The sequence below is a fragment of the Streptomyces sp. XH2 genome (genome assembly GCF_049725035.1).
Taxonomy (GTDB): domain Bacteria; phylum Actinomycetota; class Actinomycetes; order Streptomycetales; family Streptomycetaceae; genus Streptomyces; species Streptomyces roseoverticillatus.
This window is the reverse complement of the sequence record NZ_JBMMMZ010000006.1, coordinates 127,281-146,496: the sequence shown is the minus strand read 5'-3', so window position 1 is coordinate 146,496 and position 19,216 is coordinate 127,281. Positions and strand designations below refer to the sequence as shown.

The following is a 19,216-nucleotide window of genomic DNA, read 5'->3' as shown; positions in this document are numbered from 1 at the left end:
CCCTTCAGTCTCTTGGGCCGGCCCCCTCCACCCCCTCGGGCTAGCCCCCTTGCGGGCGGCTCACCGTCCCCAGCCACAGCGTGTCGCGCGCCCGGGTCATGGCGACGAAGAGCTGGCTGCGGTGGAGTTCGCGGCGCTCGCGCGCGACGCCGTCGTCGGTGCCGTCGCCCTGCCCGGCCGCGGCCGGGGCGTCGTGGTCGGGCAGGTGCACGTGCTTGAACTCCAGCCCCTTGGCCCGGTGGTAGCTGCCGAGCTTCACGCCGGGCACCGGGCGGCCGTCGTACTGCTCCAGGGTGATCGCGGGTATGCCGGCCCGGGTGAGCAGCCGCCGGTAGCGTTCCCGCTCCGTGCCGGTGCGGCAGAGCACCGCCGTGTCGGGCCACGCGCCGGGGCCCAGGGCGTGCAGGGCAGCGAGGAGGGCCGCGTCGTGCTCGGCGAGGGTGGCCGCGGCGACCCTGGTGACGCGGCCGTCGCCGTAGGTGAGGTCGACGTCGCGGCGCCCTGCTGTGGGGGTGCCGTCGATGTCGTCGAAGGAGTCCTGGGCGACCACGGCGAGGGCGGCCTCCAGGACGGCCTTGGAATTGCGGTAGTTCGTGCGCAGCACCTGCCCGCGGTCGCCGCGCACGTCGACGCCCGCGTCGGAGAGCCGGAAGCCGCCCGGGTAGACGGCCTGCTGGCCGTCACCGACGAGGAGCAGGCCGTTGTCCGCGTCACCGACGAGCGCGTGCAGCAGGCGGACGCCGACGAGGGTGAGGTCCTGCACCTCGTCGACGACGACCGAGGTGTACGGGCTGCTGCCGGGGTGGGCGAGGGCCTCGTCGAGCGCGAGGGCGAGGAGGTCGTTGAAGTCGTGGACGCCCTTGGCCGCGAGGTTGCGCTCGTACTCCTCGTACAGCGCCCACACCGCCTGCCGGTGCGGGCGGCGCAGGTGGGTGCGGCGGCGCACGCGCCGCAGCGTCGCGTACTCCTCGAAGTCCGTGATGCCCCGGCCCTTGAGGACGTAGTCGATCTCCTCGCGCCAGTAGCCGGGGGCCGGGTCGAGGGCGGCGAGCACGGTGTCGCGGCCGTGGTGGGTCCAGGCGCGGCTGAAGGCGTCCTCCGCCCTGCCGCCGTCGAGGCGGCTCGCGATGCCCCGAGCGCGGAGGAACTGACCGGCCCACGCGTGCAGGCTGCTGAACTCCACGCGGTCGGCGACGGCCGGGGCCATGGTCTTCAGGAACGTGCTCTGCACGCGGGGCAGGTTGTTGGCGAAGGTGACGTAGAGGATCCGCCCGGAGGTGCGCTGGGCGAGGTGGGCGGCGCGGTGCAGGGCGACGACCGTCTTGCCGGTGCCCGCGGGTCCGCTGACGCGGGCGGGACCGGACCAGTTGCGGCGGACGAGGGCGAGCTGGTCGGGGTGGAGAAATGTCATCCACTGCTCGATCGGGGCGCTGCGGGCGGCGTCCAGGGCCGCTTTCCGTATGCCCTCGGCGTCGAAGAGCGCGTCGTCGGGCGCGTCCGGGGCCGGTGCCGGGGCCCGCGCGGGTGCGGGCCTGGAGGGTGCGGCGGTGCTCTCGTAGGCGGGGAAGGCGCGCTCCAGGTGGTCGGCGACGGCCCGCACGTCGGCCGGGCGGAGGCGGGTCCGCTCGGCGACGAGGGCCGGGGTCACCTCGCGCTCCCCCAGCAGCCGTACGGTGCCGAGCGCGGCGTTCACGGACCGGCCGGCGAAGACCATCAGCGGCTGGACGGCCACGGGTGACAGGTTCAGCCCGGAGACGGCGTTCGCGGCGGTGCGCGTCATCCGGAGCAGCTTGCCGATCTCGCCGTCGTGGGTGCGGCCGCCGGCCGTGAGGTGACCGCCGGCCGTCCCGGGGGCGTGCCGCCAGTTCTTGACGTCGATGACGAAGACGCCGCCGGGGCCGACGAGCAGCATGTCGACGTTGGCGGCGCGGGTGCCGGGCCAGCGGCGGTCGAGGAGCAGCCGCCAGCCGCGCCGGGTGAGCACCTGGAGCTTCGCGGCGACCTGGCGTTCGCCTTCGCTCGCGGCTTCCCAGTTGCGGACCTCCCACTGGGCCGCCCTGAGCTGTTCGCGCAGTTCGCGCTCGTACTGCCGGGCCTCCTGGGCCCGCTTCCACGCCGATCCCCCCGCGCCCATGCGCGTCCCCCTCTGCCACCCCCGGACGTAGAGTGATGATCGTATAACCCAGGGGATCCATCGGGGTATCTCTCACCCTTTACTTGACGTTGACAGCTGCCCATGCGGCCGCGACCGCCGCGTACGGGCCGCTGTCCGTCCCGTACAGCTCCCCCGCCGCCCGCAGGGTCGCGACACGCGCCGCCGCGTAGTTCGTGCGCGCGGTCATGTGGACCGTCAGGGCGCGGTACCAGATCTTCTCGGCGGCGGACAGGCCGATGCCCTTGACGGGCTTGCCGTCGTAGGTGGGGCTGTCGTAGTGGACGCCGTTGATGTCCTTGGGGCCGCTGCCCTCGGCGAGCAGGTAGAAGAAGTGGGCGGCGGGGCCGGCGGAGTAGTGGACGTCGACGTTGCCGATGCCCGGGTACCAGTAGTCCTTGGAGGCGCCGTCCTTGGAGGGCTTGTCCATCCAGCCGCGTGCGGTGGTCCCGTTGAGGTCGGTCCGCTCGCCGGTGAGGTAGTCGCCGGGGTCGTTCGGATTGTGCGCGAAGAACTCGGCGGCCGCGGCGAAGATCGTGCTGGTCGCCTCGTTGAGGCCGCCCGCCTCGCCGCTGTAGTCCAGGACCGCCGTGGCCGAGGTGACGCCGTGGGTCATCTCGTGCGCGCCGGCCTCGATGGTGAGGACCGGCTGCCCGCTGCCGTCGGCGCCGTCACCGTAGGTCATGCAACCGCTGACGGCGTCCCAGAAGGCGTTGGCGTAGTGGTTGCCGTAGTGGACGCGGCTGCAGGAGCCGCGGCCGTCGCCGTAGATGCCGCTGCGGCCGTGGGTGTTCCGGTAGTAGTCCCAGACGACGGAGGCGATGTAGTGGGCGGCCACGCCGGCGGTCTGCCGGCCGCCGTCGCACCAGATGTTGTCGGCGTCGGTGAAGAGGGTGCCGTTGCCGCTGGTCGCGCCGTTCATGTCGTAGGTCCGGTGGTGGCCGCGCCCCGGGTCGTCGAGTTCGTACCGGCCCGTGGTGGTGTTGTGCGTGGTGCCGAGGATGACCTCGCCGACGGTGCTGCCGCCGCAGCCCTTGCCGGTGGCCGGCTCGCCCGCGGGCCGGGCACTCGCGGGGCCGGCCTGCAGGCCGGCGAGGAGGATGACGGTGGCGGCCGGCACGGCGAGGGCGAACGGCTTCCGGGATCTACGGGGCATGACGGCGGCACCTTCTTCGGCTGCGGCGGGGGCAATTCCTGCAAGGCGGACGCGGATCCGTGGGGCAGGAACGAGGGTGCCACCCTGCGAGCCTCTTGTCAGGCCCCCGACAACCGGGGTTCGTCAGGTCCCGCCGGCGCGTGCCGCAGATACGCCAGCACCGCGCTCACCCGCCGGTGCAATTGCGGTATCTCGGCGAGCCCGAGCTTGGCGAAAGTGGAGTTGACGTGCTTCTCGATGGTCGACTCGGACAGCCGCAGCGACTCCGCGATCGCGCGGTTGGTCTTGCCCTCCGCCATGTGCCGCAGGACGTCGAGCTCCCGGCGGGTGAGCCGGGACAGCGGGGCGTCGGCGGCGCGGGCGTGGCTGCCCATCAGCACCTCCACGATGCGGGGGTCGACGACGGAGCGGCCGGCGGCCACCTCGCGCAGGGCGCGCAGCAGTTCGTCGACCTCGCCGATGCGTTCCTTGAGGAGGTAGGCGAGGCCGTCGGTGCCGCGCCGGAAGAGGTCGAAGGCGTAGTTCTCGTTGGCGTGCTGGGAGAGCACGACGACGCCGATGCCGGGGTGGCCGGCGCGGATGGCGTGGGCGGCGGCGATGCCCTCGGTGTGGTGGCCGGGCGGCATGCGGATGTCGGCGATGACGACGTCGGGGCGGAGGCGGCCGACGGCGTCGAGGAGCTCGCCGGCCGTGCCGACCGCCGCGACGACGTCGGCCTGGCCGGTGTCCTCCAGCAGTCGGCGGGTGCCCTCGCGGACCAGGTAGTGGTCCTCGGCGATGACGACGCGCAGGGGGTCAGGCACGGGTCTCCTCCCTCACTCGCTCCAGGAGCCGGGCGCGGATGACGGTGCCGGTGCCGGGACCGCTGACGATGGTGAGCTCGCCGCCCACGGCCTCGATGCGGTCGCGCATGCCGGTGAGGCCGGATCCGCGGGTGGTCTCGGTGGGGAATCCGGCGCCGTCGTCGCGGACCTCCACCAGGAGCCGGCCGTCGCCGCGGGCCATGCGGATGGTGACGTGGCTGGCCGCGGCGTGCTTGAGCACGTTGGTGAGGGCTTCGGAGACCAGGTAGAAGGCGGATTCCTCGACGTCGAGGGCGAACCGCACGCCGCCGAGGGTCTCCTCGCTGTGGACAGTGACGGGGATGGGCATGCGGCGGGCGCAGGAGGTCACGGCGGCCACGAGGCCCTGGTCGGTGAGGATGGGCGGGTGGATGCCGTGGGCGAGCTCGCGCAGTTCGTCGATGACGCGGTAGGCGTCGTCCCGCATCTCGGTCAGGGCGGCGTCGATGTCGCCGCCGCGGCGCAGGCAGCTGCGGGCGAGGGCCAGTTTGGCGACGAGGGCGACGAGCTCCTGCTGGATGCCGTCGTGGAGGCGGCGTTCGATGCGGCGGCGCTCGGTGTCCTGGGCGTGGACGATGCGGGCGCGGGAGGCGTCGAGCTCGGCGGCCTGGCGCTGCACCTCCTCCACGCGGGCGCTGAGCTCGGCGGCGAGGCGGACGTTGTGCACGGCGAGGGCGGCCGAGCGGGCCAGGGTCTCGCCGATGTCGTGGTCCTCGGGGGTGCAGCGGCGGCCCTCGGTCTTCGGGCCGTACTCGATGATGCCCAGCACGTCCTCGCCGTAGAGGAGGGGGAACTCCCCGAGGGGCGCGCCGGGCCGCCCGCCGGTGCCGGCGGGCCGCGCTCCGGCCTCCCCGACGGAGACGGGCAGGCCCTCGCCGCCGAGCCGGACGCGCACCCACTGCAGGTCGAGACCCTCGTGCAGGCCGGTCGCGAGCCGGGGGGCGAGCCGGTCGAGGTCGTAGGCGTGCTCCAGGGTGGTGCCGAACTGGACGAGGAGCTCGAACCGGCTGAGGCGCTTGCCGAAGACGCGGCGCTCGGCGAGGGCGTTGAGGCGGGCGCGCAGCGGCTGGAAGAGGGCCGTGGCGACGACGGCGACGAGCAGGGACAGGCCGACGGGGAGGTACTGGCCGGCGGTGAGCCCGAGGGTCAGCGCCATGCCGAGGTACCAGCTGTTGATGATGAGCCACAGGGATCCGTAGACGGCCGAGCGGCGGATGACGAGGTCGACGCCGAGGAGCCGGTGGCGGAAGGCGGCGTAGACGATGGCCAGGGAGATCACCACGTAGGGCAGGGCGCCCAGGACGGCGCCGACGAAGTAGAGCACGCCCTGCTCGCCCTGCCAGGTGCGGAAGAGCCGGGAGGCGGCCCGGGCCAGGAGGAGGAGCGCGCCGGGGACGGCGAAGGGCAGGAGGGCGGCGATGTCGCGGCGGCCGGCCGCGGGGGCGCGCAGGCAGCGCAGCACGAGGAGGACGGCGCCGAGGCCGGGCAGCCACGCCTCGGGGTAGTAGAAGACGACGTAGTGGACGGCGAGCTGGGTCATCCCGGTCAGCGGCAGCAGGGCGGGGAGGGCCAGCAGGCCCCACAGGGCGCCGAGGACGCGGCGCTCGTAGGGGAAGGCGTACCTGCCGTCGGGCAGCAGGGCGAGCAGCCGGACCACCAGGATGCTGACCACCAGGTCGCAGGTCTGGCTGAGGACCTGGAGGCCGTACTCCGCGGGCAGCTGCAGGGCGTGGGGCGTGGGACGGAGGTTCCAGCCGAAGGCCCGGATCAGCAAAGTGGTGCTGTAGCGGATCGCAATGGTCACCGAGAGCCAGGTGCCGATCAGCAGGAGTCGTTTTGCGACCGGACTTGTCCGCGCATGCCACCACGTGAACAAACCCGCGAAATAGCACGGGAGAACGGAACCCAGGATCCACGGCAGCGTATACCTGTTCTGCAACTGGGTGGTGCCGATGAGCGTCGCCCAGAGCATGCACACTCCGCCGCACACCGCGACGATGTGCATCCCCCGGTTTCTGGCCGCTGCCATAAGGGACATTGTCCCGGGCCGCCGCCGGAGACGTCCAGGGAGGAAATCCACCGTCGTGCATGGCGGAGAACCTCCATGCGGATCGGGGGGCGGCCGGGTGCCCGGGAAAGGCCCCGGGCAGCACACTCATGACATCGCATCAGGGAATTCGAACGGGCCCGTCCGGGGAATCGGCGGGTTCGTCCGCCGGATCTCCGAGAACGGGGCGGTGGCCGCCATGAGTCCTTCCTCCGGTCCAGAAGTGGTCGTCTGGGACACCACCTACGCCTGTCCCCTGCGCTGCTCGCACTGCTACTCGGAGTCGGGGCGGCGCCCCTCCCGGCAGCTCGGCCCGCCGGACATGCTCCGGGTGGCCGACGCCCTGATCTCCCTGGGCCCGCGGGTCGTCGCCCTGTCCGGCGGCGAACCGCTGGTCGTCCGGGGCCTCTTCGAAGTGGCGGCGCGGCTCCGCGCCGCCGGGGTGAGGACGTCGGTCAACACCAGCGGCTGGGTGATGAACCGGCGCCTCGCCGAGCGGCTCGCGGACCACTTCGACGAGGTGATCGTCAGCCTCGACGGCGCGACGCCCGAGGTGCACGACCGCATCCGGGGCCGGGCCGGCTCCTTCCGCCGGGTGCTGGCCGCGCTGGCGCTGCTGGACGAGGTGGCCGGGGAGCGCCCGGCCGACGGCCGGGGGCGGCTGCGCTTCGGCATCGACTGCGTGGTGATCCGCAGCAATTTCGGGCAGCTGGAGGACTTCGCCGCCGGCATCGCGCACCGCTTTCCCCGTCTGAACACCCTCGTCTTCAATTCCGCCGTTCCCGAAGGGCTCGCCAGCCGCCCGGAATTCTGCCGCCGCGAACTCCTCGACGACGCCCAGGTGGAGCACCTGACCAGCGACGGGCTGCTGGCCCGGCTGCGCGAGCTCGCTCCCCCGTCCGTGTCCGTCTTCACCACCGACAACTTCAACCTCGTCATGGCCCCCGAGCGGGTGGCGAGCGGCGTCGACACCCCGGTGATGCAGGTGGAGCCCGACGGCAGGGTGCGCGCGATCCCCGTCTACGAGGGAACGGTCGGCAGTCTGCTGGAGGAGCCCGCGGCGCTGCTGTGGGCGCGCACCCTGGAGCGGCTCCGCGACCCCTTCGTCGTCGAGACCCTGTCCTCGGTGCGCTCCATGCAGACCTGGGCGGAGGCGGTCCGGCGCATGGACCTCCGCTTCGCCTCGCCGGAGGACCTGCTGAGGATCGGCCGGCGCTCGGTCCGTACGAATCCCCCGGAATTCGCCGAAGCGGCCGATTCCGCGGCCGGCTGAATTCCGGGCCGCATGCCGCGGATCCCGGAGCGAGCGAAGACCTCCGAAGCGCCGAGAAGACTTCCGGAATACCGAAAGGAGAGGCCCGCCTTGATGACGCTGAAGGACTACGACCGTTTCTACCGGGCCGACCCGGACTTCTTCGAATTCCCCGAGCGGATCGCCGACGCCTCCGGAAGGCTTTCCGCGGTCCTCGGCGAACCGCCGGCGGGCTGGGACCGCACGGACCGCGGCTGGTGGGTGGCGCTGCGGCCGCGGGCGGTGCGCGTGCCCGCGCAGGGCTGGCGGATCCACGTCTCCGTGGCCCTCCCGTACGTGGCGCGCGTCGCGGAGATCGTCCGGGGCTTCTGCCTCCTGCGCGGCATCCCCTTCGACGTCGTCCGCAGCCTCGACGCGGCCCGCGCGCTGGCCGGCGAGCACGCCGACCGGCTCACGTGCGGCGACCTGATGACGCTCCACCCCGCCGGCGAGACGCAGCTCGCCGGAACGCTCGACGAGCTCACCCCGCTGCTGGACGCGCTCCCGGGCCCGTACGTCCCGGGCGGTCTGCGCCACCGCGCCGGGCCGCTGTACGTGCGGTACGGCTCCTCCGGCACGCTGCGATGTCCCGAGCGGGCCGCCGCGTACGGGGCCGGTGACGAGCCGCGCCTGGTGCCCGCGCTGGAGCGACCCGACGGCACGCTCGTGCCCGAGAACCGCCGCCCGGTCTTCCGCTGCCCGGACTGGGTCGCCCTGCCGGAGTTCCTGCGCCCGGACCTGGAGGCGCTGCACGCCGTGCCGGAGGAGCCGCTCCCCTACCGCGTGCGGCGGGCGCTGAAGGCCACCACCGGCGGCGGCACCTACCTGGCCGAGGACCGCGCCACCGGCACCCGCGTCGTCCTGCGCGAGGCCCGCCCCCACACCGGCCTCGACCCGCGCGGCGACGACGCCGTCACGCGCCTGGGCCGGGAGCGCGCGGTCCTCGGCCGGCTGGCCGGGCTGGACTGCGTGCCCCGCGTCCTCGGCCACCACGTACGGGCCGGGCACCACTTCCTCGTCCTGGAGCACTTCGAGGGCCGCAGCCTGGCCGAAGCCGCGGCCGCCGCCTTCCCGCTGACCTCCGAGGCGCGGGCGGCCGAGGAGGCCGCCGCGTACGCGGACCGCTCCCTGGCCGTCGTGGCCCGGATCGCCGGCGCGCTCCGCGAACTCCACACCCGGGGCGTGCGCCTGGGCGAGCTCGACCCGGACGACGTGCTCCTGCGCCCCGACGGGCGCGTCGTCCTGACCTGTCTCGCGACGGCCACGGACCTGGAGGACGACCGGGCCCCGGCCCTGGGCGGGGAGGGCTTCACGGCGCCGCCCGGCCTGCGGGGCGCGGACGCCACCGCGTACCTGCTCGACGCCCTGCGCCTGTGGCTGCTCCTGCCCGTCCCGCACCGCAGCCCGGCGACCCTGCGCGCCCTCACCGCGACCGCCGAGGAGCTGTACCCGCTGCCCGCCGGTTTCGGCGGCAGGCTGCTCGCGGGCCTGCTGCCGACGCCCGTGGCGTACGGGGCGGCCCGGGAGGAGGACCACGCCGCGATGCTCGCCGCGGAGGACCTCGACTGGCCCGCCGTCCGGGACTCCCTGGTCGCCGGCATCCACGCCATGGCCACCCCCGAGCGCGAGGACCGGCTCTTCCCCGCCACGCCGGCCGGCCCGGACTCCCTCGGCGGCCACGCCTTCGGCCACGGCGCGGCCGGGGTCCTCTACGCCCTGCACCACGTGGGGGCCGGCGTGCCGGACGCGTACGTCGCGTGGCTGGTGGCCGCCGCCGGGCGCGACGCCGATCCGCGGCCGGGCCTGTACGACGGGCTGCACGGCGTCGCGCTGGTCCTCGACCTGCTCGGCCGCCGGGACGAGGCCCTCGCCGTCCTCGCCCGCTGCCGCCCGGCCGAGGCCCGCGTGATCCGCCCGGACCTCGCCGGCGGCAAGGCGGGCATCGCCCTGAACCTGCTGCGGTTCGCGCGGGTCACCGGGGACGCCGCGCTCCACGAGGACGCGCTGCGCACCGCCGGAGAGCTCGCCGCGCTCGTCACGGCCGGGCCGCTCACCGCCCGGCCCGGCGTGCCCCCGCCCTGCGGGCTGCTGCACGGGGCCGCCGGCATCGCCCTGCTCTTCCTGCACCTGTACGAGGAGACGGGCGAGGCCCGCTGGCTCGATCTCGCCGACCGCGCGGTGGGGCACGACATCGACCGCTGCACCGTCGGCAAGGACGGCGCCCTCACCCTCTTCGACGGCACGCACCACCTGCCGTACCTGCACGGCGGGAGCAGCGGGCTCGCGTTCCCGCTGCAGGGCCTGCTGCGGCACCGGCCCGGAAGCTCCGGAGCGGCGACGCTCTCGGCCGTCCGGGACACGTGCCGGGCACTGTACGTGCGCAACGCCGGGCTGCTGCGCGGGCGGGCGGGGGCGATCGCCACGCTGGCCGCACTGGACGGTCACGGGGGCCGGCCCGGTGCGGCCGTCCGCACCCAGGTCCGCCGCCTGGCCTGGTACGCGCACTCCTACCGCGGGCACCTCGCGTTCCCGGGCTTCCGGATGCTGCGCCTGTCGGCGGACCTGGCCACCGGGTCGGCGGGCGTGCTCCTCGCCCTGGGCTCCGCGTTCGAGGGAGATGCCGCGGCGGGGCGGGGCCCCGTCCTGCCGTACCTCGACCCGCGGTCGTTGCCCCGACGAGCCGAAGAGCGGAGGTGATTCGGATGGCGGAGATCCTGGACCTGCAGGAGCTGGAGGAGGAGACCCCTGCCCTGTGGCCCTGCGCCAACAGCTCGCACAGCTCGATCGGCATGGCCTGACGGGCGGATGCCCGGCCGTGCCCGAGAACACCGCCGGGGGAGGTGAAGAACATGTCGGAGATCCTGGAGCTGCAGGAGCTGGAGGAGGAGACCCCTTCCGTGTGGCCCTGCGCCAACAGCTACGAGAGCGCCCGCGGCGCCGCCTGACGCACCGCTGACAGCAGCGCTCGCCCGCAAGGACTGCCGGCCGTGGGCTGCCCGCGGCCGGCAGGAAGCGGGGATCAAGGGGCAGCAATCAGGGGTCAGGAGACGGGGAGGAGAAGGTCGCATGCTCGCTCAGGGTCATCTCGCCGCGGATCCCTGCTTCGTGGACACGCTCGACCGCATCGACGACGCCGGGGAGCGCTTCGCGCGTGCGGACGGGCCGCCGCCCCCGGGGTGGCTGCGGTCCGAGCGCGGCGGCTGGGTCAACCTCCACCGCCCGGACGCCGTCCTGCCGCGTCAGGGCTGGAAGATCCACGCCTCCGCGACGCCCGCCCGCGCCGAGCACGTGATCGACACCGTCTGGGACCACTGCGCCGAACGCGGCATCTGCTTCAAGTTCCTGCGCAGTCCCGCCGTCCACAAGCAGGTCGACAGCAAGCAGGGGCCGCGCTCCGCCGGCGGGAAGCTGGTCACCGTCTACCCCGCGGACGAGCGGGAGCTGGAGCGGACCCTGACGGAGCTGTCGGCGCTGCTGCGCGGCGTGCAGGGCCCGTACATCCTGAGCGACCTGCGCTGGGACGACGGCCCGCTGTACGTGCGGTACGGCGGCTTCAGCCTGGCGTACTGCTTCTCGCCCGAGGGCGAGTACGTGCCGGCGGTCGAGGGGCCCGGCGGCGGGCTCGTGCCCGACGTGCGGGGCACGTCCTTCCGGGTGCCGCCCTGGGTGGAGGTGCCCGCCTTCATCGCCGCCCGCATCCGGGCCGCCGGGGCCGGCACGCCCGGCGGCTTCCCCTACCGGGTGGAGAAGGCCCTGCGCTTCTCCAACGGCGGCGGGGTCTACCGCGCCACGGACAAGAGCTCCGGCCGGCGCGTCGTGCTCCGCGAGGCCCGGCCGCACGCCGGCCTGGACGACGGCGGCGCGGACGCCGTCGCCCGCCTGAACCGCGAGCACGCGGTGCTGCGGAGTCTGGCCGGCCTCGACTGCGTGCCCCGGGTGTACGCGCGGACGCGCCACTGGGAGCACCACTTCCTCGTCGAGGAGCTGGTCGAGGGCGAGCCCCTGCAGGAGGCGGTCGGGCGGCGCCATCCGCTCTTCCGGCACGGCCCCGGCGAGGACGAGGTCGCCGCGTACGCGCGCTGGGCCTGCGAGATCCTCGCGCGGATCGAGAAGGCCGTGGCCGAACTGCACCTGCGGGGCATCGTCTTCGGGGACCTGCAGCCGGGCAACGTCATCGTGCGCCCCGACGGCAGCGTCTGCCTGGTCGACTTCGAGACGGCGTTCTCCGAGGGCGACGGGGCGGCCCGGCCCGCCCTGGGGACGCCGGGCTTCACCGCCGCGTGGGCCCGGTCGGGCACCGCGGTCGACGCGTACGCCCTCGCCGCCGTGGCCCTCGCGCTGTTCTGCCCGCTGACGCCGCTCCTGCGCTTCGACCGGGAGAAGCACGTCCAGCTGGCCGGGTGGGCGGAGCGGCGGTTCCCCTTGCCGCCCGGCTACGCCGCGCGCCTGCGCACCGGACTCGCGCCGCCCGCGGGCGGATCCGCCGCGGACGACCCGCCGGACGGCTCCCGCTGGCCGGAGGAGTGCACGGCCGACGGAAGGGCCGCGCTGGACTCCCTCTGCGAGGGGATCCTGCTCAGCGCGACGCCGGAGCGGCCGGACCGGCTGTTCCCGGGGGACGTGCGGCAGTTCGACGGGCAGGGCGCGTCCATGGCGTTCGGCGCGGCCGGCGTGCTGCACGCCCTGCACGTCACCGGGCGCTCGGACCACGAGGCGTTCGGCGACCACGTCGAGTGGCTGGTGCGGGCCGCCGGGAGCACGCCGTGGCCGCGCCCCGGGCTGTACGACGGGCTCGCCGGCGTCGCGTACGTCCTCGACGAACTGGGGCGGCCCGAGGAGGCGCGCGAGACGCTCGCCCGGCTGGACGGCATCGACCTGCGGGGCTGCGGCGCCGGGCTGTTCGGCGGGCTGGCCGGGATCGGCCTGACCCGGCTGCACTTCGGGGACGCGGACGCGGCCGCACGGCTCGCCCGCCGGCTGGCGGACGCCCTCGCCGGTACGGAGCGGCTCGCCGGCAAGGCGGACGCCGTCGGGCTCACGCACGGCTGGTCGGGGCCCGCGCTGCTCTTCACCCGGCTGTACGCGACGACGGGCGAGGCCTGTTGGCTGCGGCACGCAGAGGCCGCGCTGGCCAGGGACCTCGGCCGCTGCGGAGCGCCCGGGGAGGGGCGGATCCACGTCAAGGACGGGCAGCGCTGGCTGTCGGCGCTCGACCGCGGCAGCGCCGGGATCGCCCTCGCCCTCGACGCGTACGTGCAGCACCGCGAGGACGCCCACTTCGCGCTGCTGCGCGACCGGATGCGCGACAGCCTCGGCACCGAACTCCTGCTCTCCCCCGGACTCCTGGACGGACAGGCGGGGCTGCTGTACAGCCTCGCCCACCTGGCCGGCCCAGGTCCCGCACGGGCTGCACACCTGCGGGGCCTGGGCCTCCACTGCGTACGGTTCAAGGGCCGGCGGGCCTTCGCGATGGACGGGCTGCTGCGGCTCTCCATGGACCTCGCGACCGGTAGCGCGGGCGTGCTGCTGGCGGTGCACACCGCGCTCCGCGGCGGCCCGGCCGGGATGCCGCACGCCCCGCTGCCCTTCCTCGCTCCCTCCTCGCCGCCTCCTTCGCCGTGAGGGTGCCGTGAAGCCCGGGTCCTGCAGGCGCGCGGCCCCGCCCGGCAGCCTCCGCCGGAACCGGGACTTCCAGCTCCTGTGCGCCGGCCAGGGCCTCTCCATGCTGGGCTCGGGCGCCTCGGCCGTCGCGCTCCCCCTGCTCGTCCTGCAGATCACGCACTCGCCGCTGCGCGTGGGGCTGGTGGAGGCGGTCTGGACGGGCGCGCTGGCGCTCGCGTGCCTTCCGGCGGGCCCGGTCGCCGACCGCTTCGACCGCCGCACGGTCCTGCTCGTGTGCGAGACCGGCAGGGCGGCGGCGAGCGCGGCCCTGGCCGCCGCGGTCCTCACCGGCTTCGCTCCGCTGCCGGTGCTCCTGGCCGCGGGCGTCGTCCTGGGGTTCCTCGCGGCGCCGTTCAACGCGGCGGTGCTCCCGGCGGTCCGGGAGGTCGTGCCGGAGAACAGGCTGGCCACCGCGCTGGCCGTCAACCAGGTCCGGGGCCAGCTCGCGTTCCTGCTCGGACCGGTCGCCGGGGGCGTGCTGTTCGAGGCGTCGCCGAGCTGGCCGTTCTGGCTGGACAGCGCGTCCTACGCGGTCTCCGCCGCGTGCGTCCGCGCGCTCCGCACACGGATGCGCACCCACCTGCCGGACGGGGCCGGGCGCGAGGGCTGGTGGCGGTCGTTCACCACGGGGATCGCCTTCCTGTGGGGCGAGCGCGTGCTGCGCAGGCTGACCCTGATCGCCTCCGCGCAGAACTTCGTCTTCGACGGGGTGTACCTGGCGATCGTGGTGACCGCGGCGCGCGAGGGGGCGGCGGGCGGCTCGGTCGGGATGCTCACCGCGATGTCGGCGGTGGGGGCGATGACCGGGGTGGTCCTCGCGCCGCGCGCGGGCAGACTCCTCTCCCCGTCCGGGGTGCTGCTCGTGACCGGCGTGCTGTGCGCGCTGCTCGTCGGTGCGATGGCGCTGACGGCGAGTGCGCTGGTGCTGGCCGTCCTGCTGGCGGGGTGCGCGCTGGCCGTGGCCGTCGCCGGTTCCGTGCTGACGGTCGCGCGGCTGCTGCGCACGCCGGCCGGGCTGCAGGGCAGGGCGAACAGCGCGATCGGGCTGCTGTTCATGGCCACTCCCCCGCTCGGCTCGTCGCTGACCGGGCTGTTCCTGGACGAACTGCCGGGCTGGATCCTCTTCTTGTGCTTCGGGTCGGCCCTTGCGCTGCTGGCCGCCGCGTCGCCCCGGGAGGCCGCGTTCGCCTCCGCCGACGCTCTGGACCGTTCGAACGGTGTGGGACACACTCGGGCGCATGCGATGGACTGACATTCAGCAGATTGCGGCCCAACTCGCCGCGAAGCACCCGGACCGCAAGCCGCTCTCCGTCGAATTCCCCGAGGTCCGGGACCTGGTGACCGGGCTGGAGGGCTTCAGCGACAACCCGGACCGCTACAACGTACGCATCCTGGAGTCCATACAACTCGCTTGGAGCGACAGACACGACGGAAGCGACACGATCAACGGGAGCGGCAGGAAGGGCTGACACTTCCCGGAGCCGGTGCCTCCGGCCTACCTCCGGCACCGGAGGCACCGACAGCTCCGAACCGGACATCGTCGGAAAACTCCGCGCCAGATTCTTGTTGCGCACCTGTCAACTTTTGCCGGGAGCTGGCACCATCCTCTCGATTCACTCCTGCACCAACGGGCAGTCCGCCCTGGGATGTCCGATCCCTCGCCGGGCCTCGGCCCCGGCGTCCTTGCTAGGAGACAGAGTTGAGACGCTTCACCACCCCCCGCAGCCACACCGTCCGCACCACCGCCCTCCTCGCCTCCGCCGCCCTGTGCGCCGTCGCCGTGCAGACCGGCGTGGCCGGCGCCCAGGCCGAACGCGGCCCGGACGCCACGGCCCTCCAGCTCAGCCCCGACCAGCGGGCCTCCGAGATACGCGCCGCCCAGGACGGGGCGGGCGCGACGGCCGGGCGGATCGGCCTCGGCGCCAAGGAGAAGCTGGTCGTCCGTGACGTGATCAAGGACGCGGACGGCACCGTGCACACCCGCTACGAACGCACCTACGACGGGTTGCCGGTCCTCGGCGGCGACCTGGTCGTCCACCGGGACACCGCCGGCCGCACCACCGTCACCAAGGCCACCGAGGCGACCGTGGCCGTCGCCTCGACCGACGCGCGGCAGCCCGCGTCGGCCGCGGCGAGGACCGCCCTGTCGGCCGCCTCCTCGGCGCACACCGCGAAGCCCTCCGCCGGCACCCCGCGCAAGGTCGTCTGGGCCGCCTCCGGCACCCCGGTCCTCGCCTACGAGACCGTGGTCGAGGGCTTCCAGCCCGACGGCACCCCGAGCGAGCTGCACGTCGTCACCGACGCCGCCACCGGCACCGAGCTCCACCGCTACGAGGCGATCGAGACGGGCACCGGCACCAGCCAGTACAGCGGCACCGTGCCGCTGACCACGACCAAGAGCGGCAGCGGCTACCAGCTCAACGACGGCGCGCGCGGCGGCCACAAGACGTACGACCTGGGCCAGGGCACGTCCGGCACGGGCACGCTCTACACCAACGCGACCGACACCTGGGCCGGCGGCCGCCTGACCGCCGGCGTCGACGCGCACTACGGCGCGGCCGTCACCTGGGACTTCTACAAGAACTTCCTCGGCCGCAACGGCATCCGCAACGACGGCAAGGGCGCCTACTCCCGCGCCCACTACGGCAACGGCTACGTCAACGCGTTCTGGAACGACTCGTGCTTCTGCATGACCTACGGCGACGGGTCGGGCAACAAGAAGCCGCTCACGGCCATCGACGTCGCGGGCCACGAGATGAGCCACGGCGTCACCGCCGCCACCGCCAAGCTGGTCTACAGCGGCGAGTCGGGCGGCCTCAACGAAGCGACGTCGGACATCTTCGGCACCGCGGTGGAGTTCTTCGCCAACAACTCCTCGGACGTCGGCGACTACCTCATCGGCGAGAAGATCGACATCTTCGGCACCGGCAAGCCGCTGCGCTACATGGACAAGCCGTCGAAGGACGGCAACTCCGCCGACAACTGGTCCAGCGGCGTGGGCGGCAAGGACGTCCACTACTCCTCGGGCGTCGCCAACCACTTCTTCTACCTGCTCGCCGAGGGCAGCGGCAAGAAGACGATCAACGGCGTGGCGTACGACAGCCCGACGGCCGACGGCTCCAAGGTCACCGGAATCGGCCGGGACAAGGCCGTCAAGATCTGGTACAAGGCCCTCTCCACGTACATGACGTCCACCACCAACTACAAGGCCGCGCGCACCGCGACGCTGTCGGCCGCGGGCGCCCTGTACGGCACGACGAGCACCGAGTACAAGACGGTCGGGGCGGCCTGGAGCGCCGTCAACGTCAAGTAGACCGGCATCCCCGGATGCCCTCCCGGGCCCGCCCCCACCTCCACAGGGGGCGGGCCCCTCCGCGTCCCCCGGAGCGCCCCCTAAGCGCCCTCGCGCACCGTCCGGATCCCGCCATACACCGGCCCCCACATGTGCCGAGAGAAAATGCCAAAACCCTCCCCCCACAGCTCTGTCATCTAATACCTTCCGTCGCAGCGGAGACGCCGCTGGCAATCGGGCACGGGGGGCTGGAGAGGATCGTGTGACCGGTATCGACGGGTGCCTGGCCGAGGCCATGACCATCCCGGGGGCGCGGGGCGCGAGCCTCGTGGACTGGACGAGCGGGCTCGCGCTGGGCGAGGCGGGCGAGGGCCCCGGGCGCGACCACGAGAGCGCGGCCGCGGACACCGCGGAGCTGGCCCGGCTCGCCTTCGAGAACAGCGCGTTCACCGGCGCCACGGCGCGCACCGGCCCCGTCGAGGACCTGATCGTCACCGCGCGCGGCAGCTACCACCTCGTCCGTTTCGTGGAGACGGAGTTCGACAGCAGCGTCTTCCTCTATCTGTGGCTGGACCGCGCCGAGGCGAATCTGGCCGTGGCCCTGTTCCGGCTCAAGGGCCTCACGGACAAGCTGGTCCTGGCATGACGGCCGCCGGACCGGCCGGCCCGATATCCCCCGCCGGCCCGGCCGAGGCGGCCGGACGCACGCTGGACCGGCTCGCTTCCGAGCGGGCCACCGGTGCCCTGCACGGCTGCGCCGGCGCGCTCTACCTCGCCGACGGCGCCGTGGTGCACGCCGAGAGCCCCGCCGTGCCCGACCTGGGCCGGCGGCTGACCGCCCGGGGGCGGCTGTCGGCGCAGGCGTGGGAGGAGGCGGTCGCGGAGGGCGGGCCCGGCTACCGGGCGGGCAGCCTCCTCGTCGAGCGCGGCCGGCTGAGCCGCGGCGAGCTGGAACTGTGCCACCTGAGCGCCCTGTTCGACGCGGCCTACTTCGTCCTCTCCCCGCTCGACCCGGCCGAGCGCGCCCCCGACCGCTTCCTCGGCGAGGCCCGGCACTGGCTGGGCCCCATCCGTCCCGTCCCCGTACCGCTGCTGCGGCGGGAGGTCGTTCGCAGGCGGCGGCTGCTGGAGCGGGCCTGGCCGCGGCCGGAGGTCGACGCCGCGCCCGTGGTGCGCACGTCCGGCGGCGAGCGGGCCGGGCCGGCCCGGGCGGGCGGGCCCCGGGCGGTGCTGGCGGCCGCCGACGGCGTCCGCACCCCCGTGCAGATCGCGCGGGCCCTCGGGCGCTCGGCCTTCGCGACCCTCTTCGACGTGCGGCGGCTGGCCGCCGCCGGCCTCGTCCGCACCCCCTGTGCGGACGCCCCGGCCGCTCCGGGGCCGCCGCCTCCCGCGGCCCCGGAGCTCTCCCTGCTCTACCGGATCCGCGACGCCCTGGAGGCCCTGTGACGGTGAGGCGCGCTTTCAGACCGTTCGCCGGAAGGAGACAACCGATGACCGCCGCACCCGAGGTGCTCGACGAGCTCCAGGGGTTACGGGCCCGGGTTCCGCACCTGACCGGGGCGATGGTGGCCAGCACGGACGGGCTGGTGATCGCGCACCTGGTCACCGGCATGGAGCCGGACGGCGTGGCCGCGCTGACCGCGGCGGCGCTCGGGGTCGGCGCGCGGCTGACGGACGCCGTGGGCCACGGCGGCTTCCGCGAACTGCTCGTCAGCGGCGAGCACGGCTACGTGGCGACGTACGCCGCCGGGCCCTCGTGCGTGCTCACGCTCCTGGCCACGGCCGACGCCAACGTCGGCCGGCTGAACCTGGAGGCCCGCCGGGCCGGGGCGCGGATCGCCCCGCTGACCGGCGGGCCCGCCGACCGCAGGGAACGGGCCCCCGTCCCGCCCCCGCCCTCCCGGTCGCCCCTGCCTTCACGTCCCGGGCGGCGACCCGACACCACCACCAACAACGACAACGGAGCCTCTTCATGACGAACACCGAAACCGCCCTCAAGGACGCGATGGGCTCGATCGAGGGTGCCCTCGGCGTGGCGCTCGTGGACTACGGCAGCGGCATGGCGCTGGGCACGCTCGGCGGATCACAGTCGCTCGACCTGAACGTGGCCGCGGCGGGCAACACGGACGTGGTGCGGGCGAAGCTGCGGACGATGGAGATGCTCAACATCCAGGACTCCATCGAGGACATCCTCATCACCCTGGGCGGGCAGTACCACCTGATCCGGCTGCTGACCGGCCGCGGCGGCAACGGCCTCTTCCTCTACCTGGTGCTGGACTCGCGGCGCGCCAATCTGGCGATGGCGCGCCACCAGCTGAAGCGGATCGAGTCGGAACTGGAGGTCTGACCCCGGGCTAGCCGCGGTTGCCGCTCCCGTTGTGATCGAGCAGGGAGATGCGCTCCGCGAGGTGCGACAGCGGGTTGTTGCCGTTGCCGGTGACCGAGCCGCTCGTGCACTGCTGCTGTTCCTGCGACGTGAGCACGGGGATGTCCTGCAGCGAGATGTTGTTGAGCAGGAGGCCCTGCACGCCGATCTTGCCGACCCCGATGCACAGGTCGTTGAGCGTGCCCTGGACCGCCGTCGTCTGCGGGCTCATGTAGCCGCCGGTGAGGGTCGCGCCGGAGTCGGTCCGCGCGCCGTTGGCGTTGGCCACGTCCCGGCCGTCGCCGACGGCCGCGGCGGGGCCGGCGATCACGCCGACGGCGGAGGCCGTCAAGGCCGTTGCGGCCATCACCTTCTTGAGCACTTCAGCACCTTTCAACCGGGTCCTCGGT

Annotated in this window: 15 protein-coding genes; 10 read left to right on the top strand and 5 right to left on the bottom strand. The window is 74.1% G+C overall.

Translation table 11 applies throughout. The annotated features are described in order from the left end of the window. Window positions 1-40: 40 nt before the first annotated feature. From ACOTKD_RS13955 to ACOTKD_RS13940, 4 genes are all read right to left on the bottom strand, one after another. On the bottom strand, window positions 41-2,134 hold the full coding sequence (locus tag ACOTKD_RS13955; protein WP_424889238.1) for a UvrD-helicase domain-containing protein: 2,094 nt from the start codon (window positions 2,132-2,134) through the stop codon (window positions 41-43). Between the two features lie 79 nt (window positions 2,135-2,213). After that, window positions 2,214-3,308 carry a M4 family metallopeptidase gene (locus ACOTKD_RS13950; protein WP_424889237.1) on the bottom strand — a complete coding sequence of 365 codons (1,095 nt, stop codon included), beginning with the start codon at window positions 3,306-3,308 and terminating at the stop codon, window positions 2,214-2,216. Between the two features lie 98 nt (window positions 3,309-3,406). After that, the gene (locus ACOTKD_RS13945; protein WP_424889236.1) at window positions 3,407-4,111 is read right to left on the bottom strand and encodes a response regulator; all 705 of its coding nucleotides are present in this window, start codon (window positions 4,109-4,111) and stop codon (window positions 3,407-3,409) included. Further along, window positions 4,104-6,179: an ATP-binding protein gene (locus ACOTKD_RS13940; protein WP_424889235.1), complete on the bottom strand. Its 2,076-nt coding sequence runs from the start codon at window positions 6,177-6,179 to the stop codon at window positions 4,104-4,106. The genes ACOTKD_RS13945 and ACOTKD_RS13940 overlap by 8 nt, the downstream gene beginning before the upstream one ends. Window positions 6,180-6,396: 217 nt before the next feature. On the opposite strand from ACOTKD_RS13940, the gene ACOTKD_RS13935 reads away from it, so the two are divergent. The 10 genes from ACOTKD_RS13935 to ACOTKD_RS13890 all read left to right on the top strand — a co-directional run bounded on the left by ACOTKD_RS13935 (window position 6,397) and on the right by ACOTKD_RS13890 (window position 18,788). After that, window positions 6,397-7,470 (top strand): radical SAM protein, encoded by a 1,074-nt coding sequence (locus tag ACOTKD_RS13935; protein ID WP_424889234.1) that lies wholly within the window; start codon window positions 6,397-6,399, stop codon window positions 7,468-7,470. Window positions 7,471-7,563: 93 nt separating this feature from the next. Further along, window positions 7,564-10,185: a class III lanthionine synthetase LanKC gene (gene lanKC, locus ACOTKD_RS13930; protein ID WP_424889233.1), complete on the top strand. Its 2,622-nt coding sequence runs from the start codon at window positions 7,564-7,566 to the stop codon at window positions 10,183-10,185. Between the two features lie 369 nt (window positions 10,186-10,554). Then, the gene (gene lanKC / locus ACOTKD_RS13925) at window positions 10,555-13,110 is read left to right on the top strand and encodes a class III lanthionine synthetase LanKC (protein WP_424889232.1); all 2,556 of its coding nucleotides are present in this window, start codon (window positions 10,555-10,557) and stop codon (window positions 13,108-13,110) included. Window positions 13,111-13,117: 7 nt separating this feature from the next. Next, window positions 13,118-14,401, top strand: coding sequence for an MFS transporter (locus tag ACOTKD_RS13920; RefSeq protein ID WP_424889231.1), 1,284 nt, complete (start codon window positions 13,118-13,120; stop codon window positions 14,399-14,401). Continuing rightward, entirely contained in the window at window positions 14,388-14,618 is a 231-nt protein-coding gene (iscX, locus tag ACOTKD_RS13915; protein WP_424889230.1) for a Fe-S cluster assembly protein IscX, read from the top strand. The genes ACOTKD_RS13920 and iscX overlap by 14 nt, the downstream gene beginning before the upstream one ends. 230 nt (window positions 14,619-14,848) lie before the next feature. Beyond that, window positions 14,849-16,462, top strand: coding sequence for a M4 family metallopeptidase (locus ACOTKD_RS13910; RefSeq protein WP_424889229.1), 1,614 nt, complete (start codon window positions 14,849-14,851; stop codon window positions 16,460-16,462). A gap of 241 nt (window positions 16,463-16,703) precedes the next feature. Beyond that, window positions 16,704-17,087: a hypothetical protein gene (locus tag ACOTKD_RS13905; RefSeq protein ID WP_424889228.1), complete on the top strand. Its 384-nt coding sequence runs from the start codon at window positions 16,704-16,706 to the stop codon at window positions 17,085-17,087. Then, window positions 17,084-17,887, top strand: coding sequence for a transcriptional regulator (locus tag ACOTKD_RS13900; RefSeq protein ID WP_424889227.1), 804 nt, complete (start codon window positions 17,084-17,086; stop codon window positions 17,885-17,887). Before ACOTKD_RS13905 ends, ACOTKD_RS13900 begins: the two co-directional genes overlap by 4 nt. Before the next feature lie 44 nt (window positions 17,888-17,931). Continuing rightward, window positions 17,932-18,417, top strand: a complete 486-nt coding sequence (locus tag ACOTKD_RS13895; protein WP_424889226.1) for a roadblock/LC7 domain-containing protein — start codon at window positions 17,932-17,934, stop codon at window positions 18,415-18,417. After that, the gene (locus ACOTKD_RS13890) at window positions 18,414-18,788 is read left to right on the top strand and encodes a hypothetical protein (RefSeq protein WP_424889225.1); all 375 of its coding nucleotides are present in this window, start codon (window positions 18,414-18,416) and stop codon (window positions 18,786-18,788) included. The genes ACOTKD_RS13895 and ACOTKD_RS13890 overlap by 4 nt, the downstream gene beginning before the upstream one ends. Before the next feature lie 7 nt (window positions 18,789-18,795). Here ACOTKD_RS13890 and ACOTKD_RS13885 read toward each other — a convergent pair whose 3' ends face one another. Beyond that, window positions 18,796-19,188 carry a rodlin gene (locus tag ACOTKD_RS13885; RefSeq protein WP_424889224.1) on the bottom strand — a complete coding sequence of 131 codons (393 nt, stop codon included), beginning with the start codon at window positions 19,186-19,188 and terminating at the stop codon, window positions 18,796-18,798. Between the last annotated feature and the right edge of the window lie 28 nt (window positions 19,189-19,216).

Bases quoted from the DNA above. Each gene is read 5' to 3' on its own strand.
- lanKC (WP_424889233.1), top strand. From the start codon at position 7,564: ATGACGCTGAAGGACTACGACCGTTTCTACCGGGCCGACCCGGACTTC.
- ACOTKD_RS13895 (WP_424889226.1), top strand. From the start codon at position 17,932: ATGACCGCCGCACCCGAGGTGCTCGACGAGCTCCAGGGGTTACGGGCC.
- ACOTKD_RS13940 (WP_424889235.1), bottom strand. From the start codon at position 6,179: ATGGCAGCGGCCAGAAACCGGGGGATGCACATCGTCGCGGTGTGCGGC.
- ACOTKD_RS13900 (WP_424889227.1), top strand. From the start codon at position 17,084: ATGACGGCCGCCGGACCGGCCGGCCCGATATCCCCCGCCGGCCCGGCC.
- iscX (WP_424889230.1), top strand. From the start codon at position 14,388: ATGCGATGGACTGACATTCAGCAGATTGCGGCCCAACTCGCCGCGAAG.
- lanKC (WP_424889232.1), top strand. From the start codon at position 10,555: ATGCTCGCTCAGGGTCATCTCGCCGCGGATCCCTGCTTCGTGGACACG.
- ACOTKD_RS13950 (WP_424889237.1), bottom strand. From the start codon at position 3,308: ATGCCCCGTAGATCCCGGAAGCCGTTCGCCCTCGCCGTGCCGGCCGCC.
- ACOTKD_RS13890 (WP_424889225.1), top strand. From the start codon at position 18,414: ATGACGAACACCGAAACCGCCCTCAAGGACGCGATGGGCTCGATCGAG.
- ACOTKD_RS13935 (WP_424889234.1), top strand. From the start codon at position 6,397: ATGAGTCCTTCCTCCGGTCCAGAAGTGGTCGTCTGGGACACCACCTAC.
- ACOTKD_RS13955 (WP_424889238.1), bottom strand. From the start codon at position 2,134: ATGGGCGCGGGGGGATCGGCGTGGAAGCGGGCCCAGGAGGCCCGGCAG.